Raw genomic sequence first — 24,619 nt, 5'->3', positions numbered from 1 at the left:
TTAGTTGAATTTGCTCTTAGCTTTTCGTTCTATCCCTATATTGGATGGAAGGTACCATCTGATTGTTGAAGGCTAGGGGTGTCCGGCTATCGAAAGCTGGTGAACAGATCGCTTGTATCCCATTGTATGGCGCTCGAGTTACCTATTCCCTGCCTCCTTATTTCCATTATTGGCATTTAACCATACTTTATGGGAGGAGATGTACCCCCAACCTTGGCTTCCAGGGCCAGTCGGGAAACAGGGGTGATAGCGCTATGTTTTCGAGGGCTCCTTGAATTTTTTGATCTTCCCCCTGGTTTAGGAGACATTGTCCTGAAACAATTAGCGGTTTGCTTTAGGCTACTTCTTGAAATGAGAAAATTCAAACGCTTTGGTATTTGAACTGTTCGTACCATAATAGTAAACTTTTAATTTTTATATTATGGCATTAATTACAGCAAATGAAGACAAGGTGAGCAGAGAAATTGAAACTCAGTCAGCAAAAATTCCATCAGTAGTTTTTTTAGGGGCCGCCCTTATATCTATGGGGATATCAGCAGCCATAAAATGCCGTGGGTTGGAAGATGACAAGGACGCTCTCTTTATCGGTCAGTGGGCAGCTCCATTCTTACTTTTGGGAATCTATAATAAGATTGTGAAAACAGAGGGACATGATTAATTGACCATTGTCGAACGAATGAGGGCTTTCCCACCCGAAGGCTTTAGTTCTTCCGAAGGTTGTGTAATATTTTCGCTACTCTATTAAACCTTCTGACTGTTAGCAAGTCGGTTTTTTTATGAAAAGACAACCATCGGTATTTCAGGAAAAGAAAATAGATATTGAGGAATTTGTTTTCACACATGCAAATTGGATGCTTCACAACCATTCTAGGAATAAAGCAGTTTGGTTCATCAATTCCCTATTGGAAAATTATCCAAAGGAAAGAAAAGCGGTTCTAATACGACTTTCACTGATAGAGTGAGCAGGGTCCAATCCTAGGGATGTGCTACCTTTCTAGTGCCTAATCAGCCTAATTACGGCATGGAATTCAATAATGAAATGAAGAAATCACTTGAATATGAATCTCAATGGGGTGATCTACAAGAGAAAATATAGAAAATATATAGGGCCAGGTCACACGTATCGAATTGATTGGGAATCCTACCGTTAATTCCGCAATTCGGGCCCGGGGAAAAGTTCGACTGCCAACATCAGTCCGTAAAGCATGCAAAAAGTTAATTTAAAAGCTTCGGGGAATTATGGTCGAAAAGGTTGCCAGGTATGGCTTACAGTGCGACCAGCCCTCTCATTCTGTTTAAACCATTTAATTATGTTTTGTGCTGTAAAAAAAATCAAGGGTGCCCAATTGAAGGGCTTATTTGTCTTTGCCGTGGCAGTTTCCCGCTATCAGGCTTTAGAGCCGCAATTTATCTCCACGTTGGTGCGCATGCTCGAAGAAAAACTCAAAAAAACGGATGGTATCAAAAATTTTAAGTATAGAGGTTTTAAAATAACCGAATTGAAGAAGTGTTTAAAAATTTTGAAGATTAGATTGATGATCCGCTATTCCAAATAACGTTTTTCCACGACCATTTACCGCGTTCGGAGGGCGTAATATTAAACCCTTCGGTCGTATTACCAATGCAATAACATTCCCTCAATTCCTGCTCGCAAAAGGATTCGAAAAATTTCGAAAAGGTCTGAAAGTTTTCCTCCGATCTCTGGGTTTATAAAATATTTATATCGAATAGGGCATTAATCTTATTGGTGACTAAGGTAGCTAATCGTGCTCCCTCGAGTGAAAGGGTTGGGACTTTGGGCCCGCCGTTGAGATAGATCAACCAGGTTCCATCTGTATATTTCCCAGGCCGGAAACTTCTTTGGGTAATATAAGTCCAAGTGTCAATAGATCTTAAGCTATTCTGAGAATTGGGGCACAATAGGGGCCAATGAAAAAGATAACGTTTTATTGTCCAAGTATGCTAATTATAACGATGGTTCATATGGGGTAAGATAGTGTTTAAAAAAGCACCTCCTTCAGCCATTCTGTCCCAACAAAAATTTCTCCCAATATTCACGGTAGTTGTTCCTCCATCCCTTTTTTATCGCTAGGAAAAATTGATCATGGAGTTCAAAAAGATTTTGTACCCGAAGTGCGGACTCCTTTCTTAAGGTGAATTTTGCCCAACTCGAAAGGCACGGTCCATAAATACCTGTCTCTAATATGATGGCTCAATATAGGCTCTCCACCTTTTATCCATCGCTTATATTTAAAGGTTCTGCAGTCAAATGCGAAAAACCCAATGGGTGTCCTTTCCATTGGGCTGAAACAGAGCTTAACCATAGAAATGATTAAGTAATTAAATGTAGTGCAAATAAACTGAATAAAAAAACTAGAGGCACCGTTATAGGTTCATTCGGTCAGCTTACCAAGTGAACGTGTGGTTTAGGCATGATTCCATTTTTAGCCCTGTACCACGGTTATGGGTTTTGGAGGTAGAGCCGGCTCGCGTTGATAAATATTAAAATACCTCTGAAGTCTTACCCGGTGCAAGGTTATTTTGCTCACGAACTCGACTGTCTGGCCGGTGCCCAGTAAATTGAGGCGCATCACAGATTTCGTCGAAGATAGGTTCAGGAGCAACAATTGTTGTTAAATGGAATCCTTAAAATTTGAGTAGCCTACTTTCCACGGGCGATCGTATAATGAAAAGGTGATATCCCATTGAACCAAATACCTAAGGTTTAGGAAATCGATTTAGGCATTTCAGTTATATTTTTTTATTTCTAACTTTACTCCACCAATATATTCCATCATGGACGAAAAATTCAACGAAGGATCGAGTATCCCTGTCATCAAGGCGCATCCAGGCTATGCTGTGTATAAAAAAGATAGGGGAGTTGTGGCCGCTTTTACCTCTATGGAGAATGCCAAGGCCTACATTGATGCGCTAGTAAAATTGAAACAGGACATCTGGTCATAATAGACATGCCTATCAATGCCGTTGTAACAGAAAGCAGCTAATAACAGATTACCTAGCCCTATCGGAAGGGTCGGAACTTCAGGTGAATATGGCCTTACCTGTAGAGATATCTTTTTCCAGCGTCCGTAAGCACATAATTATAAGGGCAAATTGCATCTCCGGAACTAACTTCCGACCTCCTAATCAGTCGATTGTCTATCAGAAAAGATAGGTCTTTGCTGAAATTATCAAAGAATTCCAGGTCAAGAATTTCTTTGCCCTTATATATTCTGTATAATAATAAATCCCTCAATGGAAAATGCGTCTCCATAAACTTGCTTATTTTCAGTGGTTTATAAAAATTTTCTTTTAAACTGATTACAACAGCTAGGATATTCAAATATTCTATACACCCATTGAGGCAAAATGTTTTTAATAAGTTCGAATTGATTACTATTCGTCTGAAATGACCTGTATTTTCCCTGGTCAAACCTATCCCGCGGACTATTAATAATCCGGCTGTATAATTTAGCCCGCCCATTCCGGACGGGCTAAGGAACTTTTTAATATCCTTGGTTTTGTTTCAGGTTTGGTTCTACCTTGAGAGAGCTTTCATGGAAGGGCCATAAGTACTGATTGTTTGTAAATCTTCGGTCTTCGATCTTCAAAGATTCCATGCTGTTGTTGATTTTCCTGGTATGGCCCATTGCAGGTTGATTCAGTACCTTTTCTGCAATTTTCCAACGGATTATATCATCATATCGCACTCCTTCACCAGCAAACTCAATCCTTCTTTCATTGCGGATGAGGTCAATCCACTGTTGTTTGGTCTTGGCAGTTAATTTCACGTCGGCAATAGTCATGTCCAATCCCGCTCTTTGTCGGATTTTATTGATGTTGTCCTTCGCTAGCTCATCTGGTTCTCCGGACATAATCTTAGCTTCAGAATAGGTCAAAAGCACTTCCGCATATCTGATCAACGGGAATGTCATGTTCCCGCCAGATCTAAATGCATCTGCTTCATCAACAAATTTCCTGAACCAATAGCCAGATTTACTTCCTCTTAATTGCTGATAATACATTGGGCTGTTCACATTATAGATATCTATAACCTCCCCTGAAAACTTATCTCCATGTCCAAAAATACTCTGTGCATATCGGGGGTCCCTATTCAATTTGGGATCCAGTTCATACTCTTCTTTGCTATGTAAAGGACATTGATCAATTGATCGGCCTTGCAGGGTCCAGTAACTATCAACTAAAGATTTTGTCGGTACCATATAGGATTGTCCTTTTCCGGTGCGATAATGAGGACCTAAATGTTCAAAGGATGCCGTTGCGGAGTTGTCATGGCTTTCCATGTCAAATTTGATGATGAATTCTTTGTTTGTTTTGTCAGCTTTATACCTGAACATATCACCATATATAGCATGTAGGTCATATCTACCAGAATCCATGATTTCTTTCGCGATTTTAGCAGCCAAATCATATCGTTCAAAATATAGGGCATATCTCATGATAATGGCTTTGAAAGAGTACTTATTGAACATGTAGGCATTGGTAGTGCCTTCATTCTCTGGTAATCTTGCGGCGATCTCTTCCGCCATTGGGAACAGTTTGTCGAGGATTTCCTCTTTAGGAGTCGATGGTTGTTTAGCCGTTTCAAGGTTAGCCGGTTCAAGGACAAATGGAACATCTCCCCAATGCGAGACGATCCTGAAGTAATGCCATACACGCAGGCCTTCAAGGACGCCTTTGTACTTTTGTCGCACACTTTCATCTTCTACATAAGGTATGTCGACGTTCGCGATAAAGGTATTAAGACGGCCAACATGTTTATTGAACAAAGTCCAATAATACTCTGCAGCTCTGGAGTTACTGTTATAGTTTCCATTGGCCATGATACCATGGTGGTCGGTTTCAATTCGGGCATATCCATTGTCTGAACGTCCATCTAACATATAGAATAAAAGCCTTCTATCAGTAGGGTGAGTGAAAACATCTCTATAAGAGCTATAAACAACTCTTCTTAAATCTTCTTCAGTGTTGAAGAACTCTTGGAAGTTAGTTGCTGTCGGATCCCTTTTGTCTAGGAATTTTTCACAACTCGTTGTTCCTAATGAGCTAATCAGTGCTAGTGCAAATATTGTCTTTTTCATTTCAGTAAAGTCATTCGTTAAAAAATGGTTGCTCTTACTCCAAAGCTGTATGTTGCCATTCTAGGGTACACACCGTTACCTTGGTTTTCAGTTTTGGATTTGTCCAGACCTCTTTCAGGTTCTAGGCCTTCCCATTTGGTAAAGGTGAAGGCATCCTGAGCATTCACGTACAGTCGGATGTTTTTGATGCTTTTGCCAATCCCTGGGAAAGTATAGCCCAATTGGATCATTTTAATCCTGAAATAGGAGGCATCTCCAAGCCATACGTCACTTAAATAGGCATTAGAACTATTCCCGCTCCAAATTCTGGGAAATCGTGCGTTCGCATTTGCTTCTGTCCAGCGATTATCTGCATACTCCTTACGTGGAGTTCCCAAGGAATTGCTGTCCCCATCCACATAGACCGGATATCCTTCCATACCTACCAATCGTCCTTTTCTTTTTCCAACACCTTGTCCCATTACCGAGAAATCCCAGTTTTTATAGTTTAGTCCAAGGTTAATGGAGTAATTCATATGAGGAAAAGGATCGCCCAGATAAATACGGTCTTGGTCATTGATGATACCGTCACCGTTTTGGTCCTTGTATTTAATGTCACCTGGAAGGGTATTGGGAAGTTTTGCTGCCGTATTATCAACTTCCGTAGCGCTTTGGAAATAGCCGTTGCCTTCAAAACCATAGTAGTTATCGATTGCGGCGCCATTGTACCATATCTTATCGCTATCACCTTTGAAGATCAGGGTATCCCCTTTGTTGTAGCCCGCTTTTAAAACCTTGTTGACATTATCGAATAACATGGCACTCACATTATACTTTATGTTTCCAACCTTATCGGACCATTTTGCTGATAGTTCCCAACCTTTGTTCTGGACTTCGCCAATATTGACCGCAGATTCCAATGTGTTGGACCCTGTAAGAGGAGGGACAGGGAAGTTGTTGTAAATTAGGTCATAAGAGAATTTATCATACACCTCAGCGGTGAATGAAAGTCGATTGTTCAAGGCGGTCAGGTCCAAACCGATGTTCCATTGTTTTTGTTTTTCCCAAGAAAAATCAGGATTCGGAACGCGGATGGTCCAGCCCCAGTTGTTTACAATCTCTTGCCATAGATAGGGATCAACATTTTCATTTCCGATCAAACCGTAAGAGGCACGGATTTTTAAATTGTTGATGGCGCCACTTTCACGCAATGAGCTAAAGAAATGTTCATTGTGCATATTCCAGGCAATCGCAGCAGAAGGGAAGAAGCCCCATTTATTTCCCGGAGCAAATTTACTGCTCCCATCAGAACGGCCTGTCAATTCAATCAGATATCGGTTATCGAAAGAGTAGTTGAGTTTTCCAAAGAAAGAAGCTTTGTTTTCTTCTCTATAGTCTGTGTAAGTGTAGCTCATCATTTCGGTACCTAATGTCAGATAAAGCTTGTCCTTATCGTCGCGAAGGTCTTTGGTATAATTTGCTAATGCTCTTGCAGTCAATTGGCTTGAGCTGACCCCTTGTTCTGCAGTAACCGAATTGTTCCAGATGGTGACTGGCGCACCATCTCCATCATAGAACTTGAAAGTCCTGCGTTCGGCCTTATTAGCAGATTTATTGATCATGTACGAAACATTACCTTCGATGTTTAGGTTTTTATTGATGTTATAACGAGGTCTAAGGTTAATTGTACTTCTGTCGTACAGGTAATTTTTGGTTCCCCCTCTTGCAATAGAAGCTATGGGGTTCATATTGTTATGAAGGATATAATGCTCGGGAAGGTCTGTGCCCTCATAAAAGATCTGTTGGGTAGGATTCATTCTCCAAGCAATCTGATAGAGGCCGTGGCCATTGTCATTTGCCATCAGGCGATCGACCTGTAACCGGTGCGCATAGAAATCTGCCAATAGGACGAATTTGTCGGCGATATTGATGTTTGTATTGAAACGGGCCGAGAACTTTTCGGTTCCTTCGATGTCGTTCAAGCCTTTTTCACCGATATGGCCCAGCATCAGGTTGAATGTCCCTACACCTCCACCACCGGAGATGTTTGCCGTCGTATTATTTGCAAAAGGTTTTCGGGTCATAATCTCGTCCAGCCAATTTACACTTTTGGTTTCACCTGATTCTGCCTTTTGGATGTCCTCGTCGGAGAAGAGCAAGGTTTGATTTTGATGGGCGCGAGTCTCATTGTTCAATTTCATGTATTCAGCCGCACTTACCCAGTTCGGTAGATCAATTGGGTTGCTGAAAGCGCCCCAAGCGTTAAGATCAACCTTAAATTTACCGGTGTAGCCACGTTCTGTTTCCACAATAATTACTCCGTTTGCACCTCTTGATCCATACATCGAGGTTGAGGCGGCATCCTTGAGAACGGTAATGCTCTTGATTTGGTTTGGGTCTAAATCGGTGATAGATTGTTCCATACCATCAACTATGACCAATGCATCTGCATTTTGCAAGGTGCTGATACCGCGAATGGAAATTGTCCCAGGGACAGCTCCGGGAATATTGGACCCTTGAAGCATGGTTACCCCTGGAATAGTTCCAGAAAACGCTTCTTCCATTTTGAAAATGGGTCTGGTTTTGGTCGACTCCATATCAAGACTGGCAACTGAAGAGGCTACGTGTTGTTTCTCAACTTGGGAATAACCCATGACCACCACTTCATCGATGGCTTTATTGTCTGGTTCAAGGATTACGTTCAAATAATCCTTTCCTTTTATATCCGTTTCCTGGGTGGTGTAACCGATACTGGAGAAAATTAAGATCCCATCATTGGGAACACTGATCTGGAATTGACCATCATCATTGGTTTGTGAACCAATGTTTGTTCCTTTTAAAAGTACAGATACATTTGACAATGGGACATTATCGGCTGTTCTGACTTTACCATTGACCGTTCGCTGCTGACTGAATGCTGAGGTAGCCCAAACAAAGCAGAGGAGCAATAGGAAAGCAGACCTCGTTGTGGTTTTCGAAGTAAATTTCATGAATATAAAGGTGTTTATAGATTGTTAAATACTAGAAGATTGTATGGTTTTTCGTGACTTTTTCATAAGTAAGTAATAGATGTTGGTGCAAAGGTTCTTTTTTTAAATTAAATAATGGTTAAGAAATGATTACTAAGGTATTAAATTATATTAAATACCCTTTCTTTATATATATAAATAGGCTGTAATAATTTTGTTATATTACTTTATGTTAATTATTGACTATTATTTAGGCGTTTTGAGAATGTCCATGAATAAATCTGCTGGATTGAGTTAAGCCACTTTAAGTTTTAATGCAGGATAATCCCTTTCAGATTGAGACATAGAAGAATTGCCAAAAATTTAAAGAAGTGTCTAAACCAAATCAATAATTTGTTGTTATCTAAGTTTAAAATCATTTATGAGCAACAACGATGTTTTTTCGCAGAAGGAACGTAATGTGATCATCCTAATGATTGTGATTGTATTAGGGGCGATTATATTATATGCTACTTCGGGAATATTTGGGGCATTTTTAGGGACCATGGTGATGTACACCCTATTTAGGAATCTAAATATCTTCCTGATCGAGAAATGGCACTGGCCTAAGCCTGTATCTTCCATTTTTATCGTCATCCTTTCCATCTTTATCATCGTCCTGCCTTTTGTAGGGATAGGAAAGATGCTTTTTGATAAAGCTATCGAGCTGCAACAGAATCCACAGTGGGTAAAAAAGATCATGGATGCCATCAATCATTTTGTGGGAGATAAGCTCGGACAGCCTGATCTGATTGAAAAGCAACTGGAAGCGAGTTCAACCTATTTAGGAGGACTGCTGACTTCTGCCTTGAGTGGTGCTGCTAATGTATTTCTGGAAATCACGGTGATGTATTTCCTGCTGTATTTCCTGTTTGTCAATTATAAGGGATTTGAAGGCGGCTTGGTCCATTATCTCCCTTTCGATGATGACAATGCGCTCACCTTTGGGGAGGAGTTGAAAAACATCACCTATTCTAATATTATCGGGCAAACGATCATTGCCATCATACAGGGGGCTTTTTTGGCAGTAGGATTTTGGATATTCGAGGCAAGGGATCCCTTATTTTGGGGCGTAATATGTGCCATCCTCTCTTTTATTCCACTTTTGGGACCTCCGTTGATATTTGTGCCTGCGGCAGTCATTTTATTGGCCGACGGACATAATTGGCAGGGGATAGGATTACTGGCTTGGGGATTCGGATTAGTGATCAATATCGACAACGTACTTCGATTGGTGATCGCCAAGAAACTAGGGGATATCCATCCGATCATTACCGTTGTAGGTGTGATTATCGGGTTGCCTTTATTTGGATTGATCGGCTTGGTTTACGGACCATTGTTGTTGGCCAATTTCTTAATTGCCGTTAGGATCTATAAATCAAATAAAAGGCTCTCCTTGAAACAGGATTTATTGCAGGATGGTCAGACATAGTATTTGTTAGTAAGTAATTAGGATTTAGATCGATGTCCATCCCTAAATAGGGTTGACCGTTTTTATGCCTATTCAACGACGTAGCCCAACATGTATTCATTAAATCTTTCATAGAATACATCAAAGGTTCTCGTCGAATCATCCTTGCTTAGGATCACTTTCATGACGCCTTGCTGTGTATAGTGAAAGGGCTCTATGCTAATGTTATGGTAGAATGAGACCCCTTTATTGCCCTGTAGCTTATAGACCGCTTCCTTGGCGCACCAGCACGCATATAATTGATCGACCGCTTGTCCCTCTTCGATAAAGGCCAGTTCTTCAGGTTTCAGGAATTTGTTTTTTATCCTGACCACTTTTTCCTTTACAATTTCTAGGTCGATTCCACAGGCACCGGCAGAACTCAACATGACCCCTGCGTAGTCAAAGGAGTGGGTCAATGAAATTTCGTAAGGAAAGTCTGGTAAATAGGGTTTCCCATTGGCATCGGAAGGACAGCTGATATAGTCAGGTGTCTGCAATAGGTAGCGCAGGAGAACTCTGGTTGCCAGCCAGTGTAAGCTTCGTTTTCCCTTTGCCAGACTTCTAAGTTTTGCAAGTTCAGATTCATCAAGCTGCAGCATGGCAACCAATTCCTCTTCAGTTTCTTCAATTTTCCACAGGGCAATGCGACTGTGCGCATCCAATTCTTTGAGATATGCTAAAGCCATAATCAAATTTAGTGTTTAGTAACTAGTATTTAGCTTTAGATATGTTTTTTATTTATTTTTAATGTATTTTTGAATCCTGCTAATCAGCAGTAGTTTAGCTTCAGAATATGATATTATCAGATAAGAGAATTTTAGAAGAAATCGATAAGGGAATGATCGTAATTGAACCTTTCGACAGGAAATGTTTGGGAACAAATTCATACGATGTTCATTTAGGCAAATATTTAGCAAGGTACAAGGATGAGGTCCTAGATGCGAAGAAGCATAATGAAATCGAACATTTTGAGATTCCAACTGAAGGCTATGTTCTCCAACCGGGAACCTTGTATTTAGGGGTGACCTTAGAATATACCGAAAGCCACGGGCATGTCCCTTTCTTGGAAGGGAAATCAAGCACAGGCCGTTTAGGGATTGATATCCACGCAACAGCAGGAAAAGGCGATGTAGGATTTTGCAATACTTGGACCTTGGAGATTTCCGTGGCACAGCCAGTCCGTGTATATGCAGGAATGCCGATCGGACAATTGATCTACTTCGTCGTGGAAGGGGATATTGAAACCATGTACAACAGTAAGGGAAACGCAAAGTACAATAAGAAAACCATTCGTCCGGTTGAAAGTATGATGTGGAAAAACGCTTTTTAAGCAATTAATATAGAGATAAAAAAAGGGTTGGAATCATGATTCCAACCCTTTTTTTATCTCTAATACAAAGTTTTTATTAACCACCGAATTCCATCAGGTACGATTTGAGGAATTCATCCAGATCTCCATCCAGCACGGCTTGTGTATTTGAGGTTTCCGTATTGGTCCTTAAATCCTTGATCAATTTATAGGGATGCAGGACATAGTTACGGATTTGGGAACCCCATTCAATCTTTTTCTTAGACCCTTCAATGGCTGCGGTTGCTTCCTGGCGTTTTCTCATTTCAATTTCATACAATTGAGATTTCAATAGACGCATGGCATTTTCCTTGTTCTGCAGTTGTGACCTTGACTCCTGGTTCTTGATTATGATTCCTGTAGGTTTATGGTGCAACCTCACTGCAGTCTCCACCTTATTCACGTTCTGACCGCCGGCACCTCCTGAGCGGAAGGTATCCCAATCGATTTCAGAATCCTTCACTTCGATTTCGATATTGTCATCCACCAACGGATAGACATATACCGATGCAAATGAAGTATGTCTTTTGGCATTGGAGTCGAAAGGGGAGATTCTGACCAAACGATGTACGCCATTTTCACCCTTTAGGTATCCATATGAAAAATTACCAGAAAACTGTAGGGTCACAGTCTTTATCCCGGCCACATCACCTTCTTGATAATCCTGCTCCGTTACCTTACAGCCATGTTTTTCGCCCCACATGATATACATCCTCATCAGCATGGCCGCCCAATCACAGGATTCAGTACCACCGGCACCGGCTGTGATTTGCAAAATCGCATCCAATTGGTCCTCTTCGGCACTAAGCATGTTCTTGAATTCCAATTCTTCGATTTCTGACAGCGCAATCTGATATTGATCTTCTAATTCCTTTTCAGAAGCGTCTCCACTTTGAAAAAATTCATATAAAACACCGGTATCTTCAACAGCAGCAAATACATGATCGAATTGATCGGTCCAGATCTTATGGTTTTTGATGGAATGTAAGACTTTTTCTGCGGCTTTGGGATCATCCCAAAAGTCGGGTTGCAGGGTGGTCTGGGTTTCACGCTCTATTTCTTCCTTTTTGACATCAATGTCAAAGATGCCTCCTCAGGGAAGTAATTCTGTCCCTCAAGTCTTGAATCTGTTCTTTGGTCATAAGAACAAAGATAAAATAAAATTAAGGATAGAATAGGCTGTATTCCTTATATTTGAACAAAAGTAAAGATATATGTTACCAAAAATTGATTTCACAACAACCCAAGCCTTCAAATATTTAGCCGATCATTTTATAACCATCAACGAATCCAGCATAAAAGAACTTTTTGCTAATGATCCGGAGCGTTTCGATAAGTTTTCCATCTATTTGGGCGATATCCTATTGGATTATTCTAAGAACCGCATAAATGAGGAAACTATGGCATTGTTGGTTCAATTGGCGCGCGAGTGCAAATTGAAAGATGCTATCGAGGCCATGTTCAAGGGTGATAAAATTAATGAAACAGAAAAACGTGCGGTATTGCATACGGCATTGAGAAATAGATCCGGCAAGCCTGTCCTTACTGAAGGAAAGGATGTAATGCCTGAAATCCAAGCTGTCTTGGAAAGGATGAAAGATTTTTCCGGACGTGTTATTTCAGGAGACTGGAAAGGATTTACGGGGAAGGAGATCACCGATGTAGTGAACATCGGAATCGGTGGTTCTGATCTTGGGCCAGTGATGGTCACAGAGGGACTTAAGTCATATAAGACTCGATTGAATATGCATTTTGTATCGAATGTAGATGCAACCCAGATTGCTGAAACCCTGAAAGAACTAGATCCTGAGACGACCTTATTCCTAATTGCATCAAAAACCTTTACTACCCAGGAGACCATGGCAAATGCAAATTCTGCCAAAGAATGGTTCTTGAAGGCAGGTGCAAAAGAGGCCGATGTTGCTAAGCATTTTGCAGCTTTGAGTACCAATGAGTCTGGCGTATCGGCATTTGGTATTGATACCAAGAATATGTTCGAATTCTGGGATTGGGTAGGCGGAAGATACTCATTATGGTCCGCTATTGGACTATCGATCTGTTTAGCGATAGGTTTTGATAAGTTCGAGGAACTATTGACAGGTGCATACGAAGCGGATGAGCATTTCAGAAATGCCGAATTTGAAGAAAATATCCCAGTTATCATGGCTTTATTGGGCATATGGTACAATAACTTCTTCGAAGCGGAAAGCAGTGCTATTCTTCCATACGACCAATATTTGCATCGTTTTGCAGCTTATTTCCAACAGGGAGATATGGAAAGCAATGGGAAATACATTGATCGCAATGGAAGGCGAGTTGATTATGAAACCGGACCAATCATTTGGGGAGAACCTGGAACCAATGGTCAGCATGCCTTTTATCAATTGATCCATCAAGGGACCAAATTGATCCCTTGTGATTTTATTGCACCAGCTATCTCTCATAATCCATTGGCTAAGCACCATCAAATGTTGCTTTCTAACTTTTTCGCACAGACTGAGGCTTTGATGAATGGGAAATCTGAGGAAGAGGTTGTTGCTGAATTGAAAAAAGCAGGCAAATCAGATGCTGAAATCAAGGAACTGACTCCTTTCAAAGTCTTTGAAGGCAATCGTCCGACTAATTCATTCCTGATTAAAGAAATTACTCCTAAGAGCTTAGGGGCATTGATCGCGCTTTATGAACACAAGATATTTGTTCAGGGTATTGTCTGGAATATCTTCAGTTTTGATCAATGGGGAGTGGAGCTAGGAAAACAATTGGCAAATAAGATCCTTCCAGAGTTAGAAGGAAATGCTGCAGTGGAATCTCATGATTCATCCACTAACGGATTGATCAATCAATACAAAAACTGGAGAGCATAGGTTTTACGGACGTAGATCCATACAAGGATTGAATGTCTAATACCATATAAAAATTTGATAGCCTGAGGAATACTCAGGCTATTTTTTTGCGGTCTGTTTATGTTCAATTGAGATTGCTGCATTCAAAAAGGTAATTGAATACTTCCTTACACTGACTTATTAGGCTACATTTTCTTCCTTTTGACAAATTTTGCCGTACTTTGGGATTACCTAATTAATAACTAAATAATTACTATGAAATTCAAGGAACAAACGATTTGTCGTTTCAGGAAGTTAGCCTTTTTAGTACTGTCCACAGGGATTGCTTATGCTCCGGTTCAAGCTCAACGCATGGGACCTACTGCAGTAAGACCAGTTGATCCCATTGTAGAACAGATTGTGAAAGAGGCAACCAATAATTCTGAACTGGAAACTTTAGCTTTTGAATTACTGGATGTTGTAGGACCAAGATTGGTTGGTACTCCTCAAATGACCAATGCCAATGAATGGGCATTGAAAACTTTCCAACGCTGGGGTATCTCAGCAAAAAATCAGCAATTTGGAGAGTGGCACGGCTGGGAACGAGGTATTTCGCATATTGACATGACCCATCCAAGACAGAAAACCTTAGCTGGTACCCAATTAGCTTGGAGTCCAACTACCAAAGGTAAAGCGATCGAAGCAGAGGTCATTGCATTACCCGATTTCAAAGATTCACTTTCATTTAGGTCTTGGTTACCACAGGTAAAAGGCAAATACGTTATGGTATCCATGCCTCAGCCAACAGGTAGGCCAGATGCCAACTGGAAAGAATATGCAACGCCTGAATCCTATGCCAAGATGCAAAGACAGAGAGATTCAATTGGTGCCATTTGGAACAAACGTATCAAAGCAACTGGATTGGCTCCTAACTCCATTCCATCTGTTCTAGAAGATGCAGGTGCAGTTGGTGTTCTGAGCAGCTATTGGTCTGGTGAGTTTGGTGCTAACAAGATTTTCGGCGCTAGGACCCATAAAGCTCCTTCATTGGATATCTCTTTGGAAGATTATGGGATCTTGTACCGTTTAGCCGAAAAAGGCTATGCGCCTAAGATCAAAGTAGAGACTTCTTCCAAACATTTAGGAAATGTACCTTCATTCAATACCATTGCTGAAATTAAAGGTTCTGAGTTTCCAAATGAATATGTGATCCTATCTGCCCATTTAGATTCTTGGGAAGGTGGATCAGGTGCAACCGATAATGGTACCGGTACTATTGCCATGATGGAGGTAGCCCGTGTATTGAAAAAAGTTCTCCCTAATCCTAAGCGTACGATCCTTATTGGATTGTGGGGCAGCGAAGAGCAAGGCCTAAATGGATCACGTTCTTTTGTCCTGGATAACCCTGAGGTCATCGAGAAAACCCAAGCGGTATTCAATTTAGACAATGGTACAGGCCGTGTAGCCAACATCAATGGTTCAGGTTTCGTACATGCTTATGATTTTATGGGACGCTGGTTAGATGCTGTTCCTCGCGAAATTACAAAAGATATCAGGACACAATTCCCTGGCTCTCCAGGAGGCGGAGGTTCCGACCACTCATCTTTTGTGGCAGCAGGTGTACCGGGCTTTATGCTGAGCTCTCTATCATGGGGCTATTTCAGCAATACTTGGCACACCAATCTGGACACCTACGATAAATTGGTCTTCGATGACCTATTGTCCAATGTTATCCTTACTGCGGTGTTGACCTATAAAGCTACTGAAGAACCTCAATTGGTGAACAGAGAAAAAAGGGTATTGCCAGCTGATGCCAGTGGAAAACCAGTTTCATGGCCAGCAATTCGCCAACCAAGAAGGTCTGGCGTAGGCTATTAATAGACATAAGACCTGTTTAGGCCTCTTGCTGGGAGATTTTTTATTTGAAGCAAGATTGGACGATAGAACAAGATTATAATCCAGCTAGTAAGGTGTCCAATTTTGGTAGGGGGTATTGCATGTGCCCGCCGCATTCGGGTAATATAAGTGCTAACGGATTAGGTTACTGAAAAAAAATGGACTAGCACATGCTTGTCCATTTTTTCAGTAACCTTTTTTATTGGATAACCCCAGTTGTCAGTGATTAAAAAACAAAGTGGTATTCGTCTTCATAATAGTATCAGATTTGTATTCTTCTAATTTTGAACAATTAGTGAAGGATCTGTACGTTTCTGCTCCCCAAGACCCTGTAATCCATAATCGAAGATTATGGAACTGTACGCCATGCAAACCATGTTGATTAAATATTGAGGTTTGCTTTAACCTAGATGTTTACTTCCTGCCAATGACTTGCTTATTAGAACTGTTTTTCGCTACTAGGCTAACTCCGGATGGGGTGCTAAGACTAAAATTTCACGGGCCTAATTGTTTTCCTAAAAAAAGGCTCTCATAACCTTCCGATAAATTTTATTCAAATTTTAATTCTCAGCATAATAAGAGAAACCTCCCTGTTCATAGATAAACCAAGAACAAAGATTGGAGATATTATTAAAAAAGCAGGAAGGAAATTCAATTTCCCGCCTGCTTTTTGTTTTATTTTCACTTAGACCAGTCTTATGTCTATCTACTTCTTGAGTTTAATATAATCGGTCAACACATTCGCACTTTCATCAAGCACAAAATCGTAGTCCAACTTAGGCTGCGGCTGGCCTTCTTTCCAGAGAGGTTTACCTAGGAAAGAAAGTTGCTTGTTGATACGTTCGCGTTGTTTCAATCTGCTCTTCTCACGTTCAGCTTTCAGTTTATCCTCATTTAGAGAGATTGCAGGCATGGTCTCGTTTTTACTGAATTCTGCGATGTCTTCCAATAAGAAAGAATAAGCAGGAGACTTTTGCATACGTTTCTTATGGATATCTTCTAATTGAGCACTGATATCGGTCAAAGAACCGATCTTCGAGAATTTGGTCGGTTTGATCTGATCCCAAGGCAATGCCGAAGGTTCTGAACTTTCTCCAAATTTCTCTGCAGAATATTGAGTAGGGAATATGATGTCTGGATCGACTCCTTTATGTTGTGTACTGCTACCGGTTACACGGTAGAATTTACCCATGGTAATGTTAATCTGTCCAAATTCTGGTGCGCCGTTCGGGGTGTCAGGATCAGCTTCACCTGAAGCTTTGATTAAAAGCTTGTTGGTTGCACTGATGAAACGTGACATATCCACGGCATTTTGAACTGTACCTTTTCCGTAACTTGTAGAACCAAGGATAATCCCTCTGCCGTAATCTTGGATGGCACCAGCGAAAATCTCAGATGCTGATGCAGAGAACCTGTTGATGATCACGCCGAATGGTCCTTCCCATGCCAAACCTGTTTCCTGGTCGCTATCTACCTGAACACGGTTTCTGGTGTCCCTTACCTGTACTACCGGGCCTTGATCGATAAACAATCCTGTCAGTTCAATTGCTTCCTGCAATGAACCACCACCGTTGTTTCTTAAGTCCATCAATACAGCATCTACGCCATCTTGTTTCAGGCTGTCCAATAACAAACTAACATCTCTTGTGGTACTCTTGTAGTCCTTATCTCCACGACGAACCGCTTCAAAGTCTATGTAGAATTTAGGAAGGTTGATCACACCAATTTTATAGGTCTTCCCATCCTCACCTTTAATGTTCCTGATTTCGCGCTTAGCAGACTCTTCTGCAAGGATGATTTTCTCACGGGTCAGTTTTACTATTTTTGGTGCAGCTGACAATTCCGCTCCAGCTGGAAGGATTTTCAAACGAACAACCGTTCCTTTTTTACCCTTTATCTTCGCAACTGCAGCATCAAGTCTCCAGCCAATGATATCTTCAAATTCGCCGTCATTGCCTTGTGCAACGGCTACGATTCGGTCATTGATATGAAGAGATTTATCCTTGAACGCAGGTCCACCGGCAATAATCTGCTTGATGGTCACCATTTCATTCTCCATTTGCAGCTGTGCCCCTATACCTTCTAATGTATTCGACATGCTTTCATTGAATGCTTGGGCGAATGAAGGATTGTAGTAAGTAGTATGCGGATCAACAGCATCTGTTAACGCTGTCATGATCATTTGGAAAGCATCATTCGAATTGGTTTTCTTCGCCTGAGAGATCAAGTTATTGTACCTGTTGCGTAGAGTTTCCTTATTTTTTTCTTCATCTACCTTAGCAGAATCGCCTGCAGTCAGTCTTAGGTTCAATAGATCATACTTAACACGTTTTCTCCACTGGTCTTTCAATTCCGCTTCTGAGGTAAACCAATCTTGTTTCTCGCGGAAACTGGTGTAAGATTCATCCTTAGTGAAGTCATGTTTCGCATCGATCTGCTCCAACGCAAAGTTCATGCACTGCAAATATCTGTCTGTGTATTTATTGAAGACATAGAATGCACTGGAAAGGTCGCCCTCTCTAAAATCTTGGCTGATGCTGTTCTTAAATTGTTGAAATTCGTCAATATCCGATTTCAACATGTAATTCTTCCCTTGATCGATACCTTCCAACAGGTTGTTGAAGACGATGTTAGAAAGGGAATCGCCCATAGGGACTTTTTTATAGCTGAAATTCTCCAATAAATTGGCTACTTCCTTAGCAATGATTTCATGTTGCGTAGTAGGCTTTAATTCTAAGCCTTCTTGGTCCAGGTTGATGCGTGGTTTTGCTCCACATGCCACAACCGATATTAACGCAAGACAGAAAATGAGATGTTTAAACATATATGTATAGTTCTTGAATTTGTTCATTAATTGCTCTATCAGGAAATTGCTCTTTTCAAATAGTATGCGAGTATTTTATTAGCGCTAAATTTAGTCAAAAATTAACTCAATGTTAGGATGACAACGTAAAATATTCATTTCAATTGTTGTTTCCCAGCCTTTTTAAGGTTTATTAACTTACCGAGATAGCCGGTTGAACGGCGGATTTTAAAACAGTTCGTTTCTTAATCTCCAATAACTCGAAAGCTCCTGTTCGGCATCTTCAAAGTTACCCATCATCAAATAGATATCTCCTAATTTATCCGCAATGGCCAGTTGTAGAACCTTATTGTTTTCTACATCTGCCAATGTTTTTGCCTTTTCAAATTCCAGTTGTGCGACTTTATAGTTTTGTTGGATGTATTTGGAAAAAGCTAACATATACTCAATCTCAGGCAATTCGTTGTCAATCTTTCTCAGGTTAGCAAGATCCTTGGCCTGTATTAAAAACCATTGTGCCTCGGTATGCTTATTCTGCAGCTGATAGATTTTTGCCAGATTAATCAAAGCATATACTTTGCCAAAATGGTTTTTTGTCCTATTGTATAAAGGGAATGCACGTCTGATTATCGTGTTCTCCGCAGCAAAATATTTCTTTTCATGAGCTTGCACCAATGCGATACGGACCAAGGTGTTCGCCTGATCAACCAGTTCCTTTTTCTCAACTGCAGATCGCAAAAATGTTTCCTGCATGGCTGCTGCATCTATAAAGTTCCCATTGAATAGGTATGCATTGGCAAGATTATGCTCCAGGACAAATTTTTCTCCTGAACCCGAGGTTCTTGCAGCATTTAGGCCTCTGATCAATAGGGCGATTGCCTTGTTGATATCACGTTTTTTCAAGAGGTCATATGCATACTCATTGGCCATTCCTGCAGCCAGAGGTAAGTTCCTGTTGTTTTCAAGTTTTGCGATCAGGTCATTCCAATCCTGCTCCGTTGCCGGGAATGGATTGAAGCTCTGTTTCAGATACGAAGCATTTGAAGTAGGCTTGTAATCTTCAATGATGGACTGATACTCCAATTGTCGCGAAATGGAATCAAAGAATCCTTTTTTCTCTTTATAAGAATCAACCAATTCCTCTTCCTTTGTCCTAGGAGGAGGGAGTACATATACTTTAGGTCCGATTCCGGCAAATGAACTGTCATATTTTGTAACAAATCCAGAAGGGTCCAAAGGTTTATTGTTGGTTTGAGCTTTTAAGCTTACTGTTGATGTAATTAAGCCGAAAGCTAAGATAACACGCACTTTATCAATCATTCGCAAATTCATTTTTTTCAAAAGTATTAAATAATTTGAAATATAAGATAAATGGATCGTCCTAGAAAGGTAGAATAATTACTAAAAAATGTTAAAATTTTCCGTTAACGGAACTCATTACTGGGGAAGTGTCCAAATCATAGATGAAATGCCACATTCGTATTACCAATTCATATTTACATTGGCTTTACTCTGAAAAATCAATAGCTTTGTGAATTATGGTTACTAGAGTACCTTTGGCAGAAAGGATGCGTCCAAAAAGTCTTGCTGAATATGTCGGGCAAAAGCATATTATAGGCGAGGGGGCTGTGTTGTGGAACGCCATAGAACAAAAGTCCATTCCTTCCATGATTTTCTGGGGTCCTCCAGGAGTCGGAAAAACAACATTGGCATTATTGGTAGCTAAATCTTTGGACAGGCCGTTTTATAGCCTCAGTGCTATACAGTCTGGCGTGAAAGACGTGCGTGAAGTAATTGACAAAGCTGAACAGATGCGTCAATTCAATCAAGAACAACCCATTCTTTTCATCGATGAAATCCATCGGTTCTCCAAATCACAGCAGGATTCACTGCTAGGAGCCGTGGAAAGAGGAACGGTGACCTTGATTGGGGCAACCACTGAAAACCCTTCGTTTGAGGTGATTTCCGCATTGTTATCTCGTTGTCAGGTCTATGTTTTACAGGAGTTGACCAAGGAGGAACTGATCCAGATCATTGATTTGGCATTGAACCATGATGAATTCCTCAAGGATGAAAATATCTCTATAAAGGAATATGATGCCATCTTGCAGCTTTCGGGTGGCGATGCCAGGAAACTTCTGAACATCTTGGAACTGGTAAGCCAGGCCGCATCGCGCGGGAAACAGGAAATAACGAATGAATTTGTTGCCAAACATGTCCAACAGAACAGGGTTCGATATGATAAATCTGGAGAACAGCATTACGATATCATTTCGGCATTTATTAAATCGATTCGTGGAAGTGACCCGAATGCTGCGGTCTATTGGTTGGCCCGGATGATCGAGGGAGGTGAGGATCCTAAATTTATTGCTCGCAGGCTTTTGATATTAGCCTCTGAGGATGTGGGGAATGCGAATCCGAACGCCTTGTTGCTGGCGAATAATTGCTTTCAGGCTGTTAACGTAATCGGTTGGCCAGAATCTAGAATCATTTTGTCGCAAACAGTTATCTATTTGGCTTGTTCTGCAAAAAGTAATGCTTCCTACGAAGCTATCAACAAAGCTCAGGCAATCGTACGCAAATCAGGAGATCTATCGGTGCCGCTGCACCTGAGGAATGCGCCGACCAAGTTGATGAAAGAGCTGAATTACGGAACAGAGTATATGTATGCCCATGCTTATAGCGGAAACTTTGTCGATCAGGAATATATGCCAGAAGGCCTGCACGATGCAAAAATGTATGAGCCCGGTAAGAATCCTGCAGAAGAGAAACTAAGACTTTCACTTCGAGATAAATGGAAAGGAAAATATGGGTATTGAGTTTAATTTTTTTACTTTTATATAAATGTCTAAAACATTTACAACTATAGACTTTGAGCTAGCAACGGCAAAATACAACAGTGTATGTGCCGTTGGTATTGTAGACGTTGTTGACGGCGAGGTCGTAAGTGAATTCTACAGTTTGGTTCAGCCACCACAGAACAAGTATATGTGGCAAACTTCAAGGGTTCATGGGATTAAACCAAAGCATACGGCTGAGGCTCCGACCTTTATTGACCTGTTTCCAAGTATAAAAGAATTGTTGGTTTCCAAACATATGGTTGCACATGATGAATTGTTAGATCGTTCCGTATTGAAGGAAACGATGAATTTCTATAATCTTCCATTCGAGGAGCTTGGTCTAGACCCAGTATGGGAATGTACCAGCAAGATCTATCGATCCCTAGGTTTTGAACGGACTAAATTGAGTATCTGTTGTGATTTAATGGGTGTGGAATTAAAGCATCATGATGCATTGTCTGATGCGAGAGCTACTGCCGAATTGTATCTTAAAGTAGGCGATGCAATTGAAATGAAAAAATTAGGGTAATAATGGGGAAAATAATAAATGTAATATTATCTGGTGGTGTGGGCTCAAGGTTATGGCCTTTGTCCAGGAAGTCTAGACCAAAGCAGTACCTGCCGATATTCGAAGGTAGGACTTTGTTTGAATGGACTCTAGCCAGGAATCAGGAAATCGCATCCAAGGTGATCTTGGTAGGATCGGCATTGAACAAAACAATCGCGGAGCCCTACTTGAAAGATTATAACCATGATATCATTGCAGAAGCGGCTCCTCGGAATACAGCTGCTGCAATAGCCTTTGCTGCCTTCCACGCGGATCCGGACGATATATTGATCGTTACGCCTTCCGATCATTTGATCGAAGGGCTGAAAAACTATCGCGAAGCGATCAATCAGGGCGTTATGTATGCCCAGGAAGGATTTATCGCAACTTTCGGGATTGTTCCAACCAGACCCGAGACCGGGTACGGATATATCGAGCATGAAGGCAATACCGTGCTTTCATTCCGGGAGAAGCCCAATGAAGATACCGCTAAAGACTTTCTGAAGAAGGGCAACTTCCTTTGGAATTCAGGGATCTTCTGTTTCAAGGCAGGGGTTTATTTAGAAGAATTGATGCGTTTTGAACCCAAGCTGTACAATGCTGCTGAAGTAGCATTTGAATATGCAGAAGACTTGGTGCTAGATGAGGCACATTCGAAATTGATTCCTTCTAAGAGTATTGACTATGCAGTAATGGAACGAAGTGACCTGATCAAGGTCGTTCCGGCAAGATTTGAATGGTCCGATATGGGGGCATTTGATTCCTTATTTGAGTATTTTAAAAGCAAAGGACATCCAGTGGACGAGAATGGCAATATTGTTGTAGGTACTAATAAACATACAGTTTTTGTAGGTTTAACTAATTGTATGTTAGTTAGTACTGAGGATGCGGTTCTAGTTTTGGATAGAAATCGAGCGCAGGATGTGAAGCAGGTTTATGAACAGTTGGAAAAAGACAATTCTGCGTTAATTTAAGGTGTTTTGTAGCAAATAGGATTTATTGAACGTATACATTAAACCTTATTGATAAACAGGACATCTAATATAAAATTAGAAACCTATTACCAAACAACTAATATTTTGAGAAGCTATGGGATTTTGGAGTAATTTATTTGGGGGAAGCAAAAAGGATGAAAAGGCGTATGCAAACCGATTGGCTTGGGTCGGCTGGGATATTCACAATCATATTCTACCTGGGATTGATGATGGAAGTCCAAGTGTTGAAGAGTCTATCACTTTAATTAATGGATTGAAAGCCTTAGGGATTCATAACAGTGTATCGACACCTCACGTCATGGCAGGAGTACATAACAATACGCCGGATACCATCAAAGCAGCACACGGCAAATTGACCGACCATTTGAAGGCTAATGCTATGGATTTCAAACTGAACTTTAGTGCTGAGTATATGATCGATGACCAAATAGATCAATGGATTCAAGCGGATAAGTTATGTTTGATTGCTGATAAGTACATGCTGATAGAGATGTCCTACCTATCGGAATCAAGGGCCCTGTTCAGCGTCATCAGGGACATTCAGGACCGAGGTTACCAGCCCATCCTCGCTCATCCCGAACGCTACAATTATTTCCACAACAATTTTAAGATATTCCAGGAGATCAAACAAGCTGGGTGTTTCCTTCAGTTGAATCTGCTATCTATTAGCAAGTATTACGGGGAGAACGTGAAAACCTGTGCTTTGACCCTGATCCGGGCAGGAATGTACGATTTTGTGGGAACCGATATGCATCATACAAGGCATTTGGAGGCGTTGAAGGCAGTTGTTGCAAAATATGATACAGAGGAATTATTGAGGGGAAACCCCATTAAAAATTCAAAACTTTTTGAATCAAAAAGGGAAATGAAAACTGCTTGACAGAAATAGATAATTCTTATTTTTAGGTCAGTGTGGAAAAAAGGGGGAGGAGTAATTTAATATGCTAGATATCTAAACCTCTATTGGTTATTGAATGAATTTTCCCGAATTATAATCCCGAAAAAAGAAAATGTATAGGGATCATTTATTAACTTTTCAAGATATCATGTCTGAATGTGTTACTGAGGATTTTGATATTAGAGAAGAAAATAAACCACTTATTTTCAAGCTACATTATTTCTACCGAATTATCTGTAAAACATGTATGATGTTGACGGAATGGCAAATTCTTAAATTTTACATATTTGAAAAATCCATATCATCCTTGCGGTATATGGATTTTTCAACTACCATTTTTATTCTGTTCAGAAAGTCTCTGAAGCATTCCACGGTCAAATAATCAGCTTTGTGCACTCCACTCATTATGTGGTCTCTAACTCTACCTTTTTGGTTACCGGGTGGAGTTTTTATCCAAAAAATGATGTTATCAATAGGTCAACCTTTTTCAAATGTGACCAATTTACTTGCCATCGGCAATTTATCTTGTTACTATTCGCTCCCACATGCTAGTACGTCTTTTTTTATTGTATTCCTATTTCCATTCTTCTCCAGATAACTGTACTTGCAGGTTATCTCATGAGAGTTAGGAATCAAGGGGTTTTCTCTAAATGTAAGTGGATACGTTCAATGTGGCCGTTTTGCATCGCCCTGCTTGTCGGGATGGACCGTATGTGCATATGGACATCAAGAAAAAGGGTTATTGTTTTATTAACTATTGTTAAATAGAGCTTATAAAAAGCTAAAAAACAAATTGCATAAAGAATACTAAATTTTTTATTTATGAAATTGATTGATGTTATAGTTGATAATTTGATCCTTGTATTAAAGGGATAAAATATATGCTGATATGATTTAAATAATTGTCCCAAGGCGTTGTCTGTCAGCG

18 protein-coding genes are annotated in these 24,619 nt (G+C 40.5%); 12 read left to right on the top strand and 6 right to left on the bottom strand.

The window, feature by feature from the left end; genetic code table 11:
• Positions 1 to 421: 421 nt before the first annotated feature.
• The 4 genes from RT138_RS04830 (at position 422) to RT138_RS04815 (ending at position 2,964) form a co-directional block, all read left to right on the top strand.
• Positions 422 to 658 carry a hypothetical protein gene (locus tag RT138_RS04830; protein ID WP_313189795.1) on the top strand — a complete coding sequence of 79 codons (237 nt, stop codon included), beginning with the start codon at positions 422 to 424 and terminating at the stop codon, positions 656 to 658.
• 118 nt (positions 659 to 776) lie between these two features.
• Positions 777 to 962: a hypothetical protein gene (locus tag RT138_RS04825; protein WP_313189794.1), complete on the top strand. Its 186-nt coding sequence runs from the start codon at positions 777 to 779 to the stop codon at positions 960 to 962.
• A 243-nt stretch (positions 963 to 1,205) separates the two neighbouring features.
• Entirely contained in the window at positions 1,206 to 1,556 is a 351-nt protein-coding gene (locus RT138_RS04820) for a hypothetical protein (RefSeq protein ID WP_313189793.1), read from the top strand.
• A gap of 1,240 nt (positions 1,557 to 2,796) precedes the next feature.
• A complete protein-coding gene (locus RT138_RS04815; protein ID WP_313189792.1) occupies positions 2,797 to 2,964 on the top strand; it encodes a hypothetical protein in 168 nt (55 codons plus the stop codon).
• A 542-nt stretch (positions 2,965 to 3,506) separates the two neighbouring features.
• Here RT138_RS04815 and RT138_RS04810 read toward each other — a convergent pair.
• On the bottom strand, positions 3,507 to 5,102 hold the full coding sequence (locus RT138_RS04810) for a RagB/SusD family nutrient uptake outer membrane protein (protein WP_313189791.1): 1,596 nt from the start codon (positions 5,100 to 5,102) through the stop codon (positions 3,507 to 3,509).
• Between the two features lie 17 nt (positions 5,103 to 5,119).
• Positions 5,120 to 8,071, bottom strand: a complete 2,952-nt coding sequence (locus RT138_RS04805; protein WP_313189790.1) for a SusC/RagA family TonB-linked outer membrane protein — start codon at positions 8,069 to 8,071, stop codon at positions 5,120 to 5,122.
• Between the two features lie 400 nt (positions 8,072 to 8,471).
• Between RT138_RS04805 and RT138_RS04800 the strand changes: the two genes are divergently transcribed.
• Positions 8,472 to 9,521 carry an AI-2E family transporter gene (locus RT138_RS04800; RefSeq protein ID WP_313189789.1) on the top strand — a complete coding sequence of 350 codons (1,050 nt, stop codon included), beginning with the start codon at positions 8,472 to 8,474 and terminating at the stop codon, positions 9,519 to 9,521.
• 68 nt (positions 9,522 to 9,589) lie between these two features.
• Here the strand turns inward: RT138_RS04800 and RT138_RS04795 are convergent, their stop codons facing one another.
• On the bottom strand, positions 9,590 to 10,228 hold the full coding sequence (locus tag RT138_RS04795; protein ID WP_313189788.1) for a 4'-phosphopantetheinyl transferase superfamily protein: 639 nt from the start codon (positions 10,226 to 10,228) through the stop codon (positions 9,590 to 9,592).
• 107 nt (positions 10,229 to 10,335) lie between these two features.
• Between RT138_RS04795 and dcd the strand changes: the two genes are divergently transcribed.
• Positions 10,336 to 10,872: a dCTP deaminase gene (gene dcd, locus RT138_RS04790; RefSeq protein ID WP_313189787.1), complete on the top strand. Its 537-nt coding sequence runs from the start codon at positions 10,336 to 10,338 to the stop codon at positions 10,870 to 10,872.
• Between the two features lie 76 nt (positions 10,873 to 10,948).
• On the opposite strand, the gene prfB is transcribed toward dcd, so the two are convergent.
• A protein-coding gene (gene prfB / locus RT138_RS04785) for a peptide chain release factor 2 (RefSeq protein ID WP_313189786.1) occupies positions 10,949 to 12,032 on the bottom strand; the annotation gives its coding sequence in 2 pieces (ribosomal slippage) (positions 10,949 to 11,971 and positions 11,973 to 12,032; 1,083 coding nt in all).
• Between the two features lie 72 nt (positions 12,033 to 12,104).
• Between prfB and pgi the strand changes: the two genes are divergently transcribed.
• Together pgi and RT138_RS04775 are read left to right on the top strand one after the other, a co-directional pair.
• Positions 12,105 to 13,754 carry a glucose-6-phosphate isomerase gene (gene pgi, locus RT138_RS04780; RefSeq protein ID WP_313189785.1) on the top strand — a complete coding sequence of 550 codons (1,650 nt, stop codon included), beginning with the start codon at positions 12,105 to 12,107 and terminating at the stop codon, positions 13,752 to 13,754.
• Positions 13,755 to 13,988: 234 nt separating this feature from the next.
• Positions 13,989 to 15,590 (top strand): M20/M25/M40 family metallo-hydrolase, encoded by a 1,602-nt coding sequence (locus RT138_RS04775; protein ID WP_313189784.1) that lies wholly within the window; start codon positions 13,989 to 13,991, stop codon positions 15,588 to 15,590.
• A gap of 724 nt (positions 15,591 to 16,314) precedes the next feature.
• On the opposite strand, the gene RT138_RS04770 is transcribed toward RT138_RS04775, so the two are convergent.
• Both RT138_RS04770 and RT138_RS04765 read right to left on the bottom strand, forming a co-directional pair.
• Complete coding sequence (locus RT138_RS04770; protein ID WP_313189783.1) at positions 16,315 to 18,432, bottom strand: carboxy terminal-processing peptidase; 2,118 nt, start codon at positions 18,430 to 18,432, stop codon at positions 16,315 to 16,317.
• A gap of 207 nt (positions 18,433 to 18,639) precedes the next feature.
• On the bottom strand, positions 18,640 to 19,743 hold the full coding sequence (locus RT138_RS04765; protein WP_313189782.1) for a tetratricopeptide repeat protein: 1,104 nt from the start codon (positions 19,741 to 19,743) through the stop codon (positions 18,640 to 18,642).
• 206 nt (positions 19,744 to 19,949) lie between these two features.
• Between RT138_RS04765 and RT138_RS04760 the strand changes: the two genes are divergently transcribed.
• The 4 genes from RT138_RS04760 (at position 19,950) to RT138_RS04745 (ending at position 23,673) form a co-directional block, all read left to right on the top strand.
• Positions 19,950 to 21,230 (top strand): replication-associated recombination protein A, encoded by a 1,281-nt coding sequence (locus RT138_RS04760; protein WP_313189781.1) that lies wholly within the window; start codon positions 19,950 to 19,952, stop codon positions 21,228 to 21,230.
• Between the two features lie 25 nt (positions 21,231 to 21,255).
• Positions 21,256 to 21,780 carry an exonuclease domain-containing protein gene (locus RT138_RS04755; RefSeq protein ID WP_313189780.1) on the top strand — a complete coding sequence of 175 codons (525 nt, stop codon included), beginning with the start codon at positions 21,256 to 21,258 and terminating at the stop codon, positions 21,778 to 21,780.
• A 2-nt stretch (positions 21,781 to 21,782) separates the two neighbouring features.
• Complete coding sequence (locus RT138_RS04750) at positions 21,783 to 22,772, top strand: sugar phosphate nucleotidyltransferase (protein ID WP_313189779.1); 990 nt, start codon at positions 21,783 to 21,785, stop codon at positions 22,770 to 22,772.
• Positions 22,773 to 22,887: 115 nt separating this feature from the next.
• Entirely contained in the window at positions 22,888 to 23,673 is a 786-nt protein-coding gene (locus RT138_RS04745) for a CpsB/CapC family capsule biosynthesis tyrosine phosphatase (RefSeq protein WP_313189778.1), read from the top strand.
• The last annotated feature ends 946 nt before the right edge of the window (positions 23,674 to 24,619 follow it).

The sequence above is a fragment of the Sphingobacterium sp. genome, assembly GCF_032065005.1.
Lineage (GTDB): Bacteria > Bacteroidota > Bacteroidia > Sphingobacteriales > Sphingobacteriaceae > Sphingobacterium.
This window is presented reverse-complemented; position numbering and strand designations above follow the sequence as displayed.

Coding starts and splice junctions, on each gene's coding strand:
- RT138_RS04745 (WP_313189778.1), top strand. CDS start 22,888: ATGGGATTTTGGAGTAATTTATTTGGGGGAAGCAAAAAGGATGAAAAG.
- RT138_RS04825 (WP_313189794.1), top strand. CDS start 777: ATGAAAAGACAACCATCGGTATTTCAGGAAAAGAAAATAGATATTGAG.
- RT138_RS04815 (WP_313189792.1), top strand. CDS start 2,797: ATGGACGAAAAATTCAACGAAGGATCGAGTATCCCTGTCATCAAGGCG.
- RT138_RS04755 (WP_313189780.1), top strand. CDS start 21,256: ATGTCTAAAACATTTACAACTATAGACTTTGAGCTAGCAACGGCAAAA.
- dcd (WP_313189787.1), top strand. CDS start 10,336: ATGATATTATCAGATAAGAGAATTTTAGAAGAAATCGATAAGGGAATG.
- RT138_RS04805 (WP_313189790.1), bottom strand. CDS start 8,071: ATGAAATTTACTTCGAAAACCACAACGAGGTCTGCTTTCCTATTGCTC.
- RT138_RS04765 (WP_313189782.1), bottom strand. CDS start 19,743: ATGAATTTGCGAATGATTGATAAAGTGCGTGTTATCTTAGCTTTCGGC.
- RT138_RS04800 (WP_313189789.1), top strand. CDS start 8,472: ATGAGCAACAACGATGTTTTTTCGCAGAAGGAACGTAATGTGATCATC.
- RT138_RS04775 (WP_313189784.1), top strand. CDS start 13,989: ATGAAATTCAAGGAACAAACGATTTGTCGTTTCAGGAAGTTAGCCTTT.
- RT138_RS04770 (WP_313189783.1), bottom strand. CDS start 18,432: ATGTTTAAACATCTCATTTTCTGTCTTGCGTTAATATCGGTTGTGGCA.
- RT138_RS04750 (WP_313189779.1), top strand. CDS start 21,783: ATGGGGAAAATAATAAATGTAATATTATCTGGTGGTGTGGGCTCAAGG.
- RT138_RS04760 (WP_313189781.1), top strand. CDS start 19,950: ATGGTTACTAGAGTACCTTTGGCAGAAAGGATGCGTCCAAAAAGTCTT.
- pgi (WP_313189785.1), top strand. CDS start 12,105: ATGTTACCAAAAATTGATTTCACAACAACCCAAGCCTTCAAATATTTA.
- RT138_RS04820 (WP_313189793.1), top strand. CDS start 1,206: ATGCAAAAAGTTAATTTAAAAGCTTCGGGGAATTATGGTCGAAAAGGT.
- RT138_RS04810 (WP_313189791.1), bottom strand. CDS start 5,102: ATGAAAAAGACAATATTTGCACTAGCACTGATTAGCTCATTAGGAACA.
- RT138_RS04795 (WP_313189788.1), bottom strand. CDS start 10,228: ATGGCTTTAGCATATCTCAAAGAATTGGATGCGCACAGTCGCATTGCC.
- RT138_RS04830 (WP_313189795.1), top strand. CDS start 422: ATGGCATTAATTACAGCAAATGAAGACAAGGTGAGCAGAGAAATTGAA.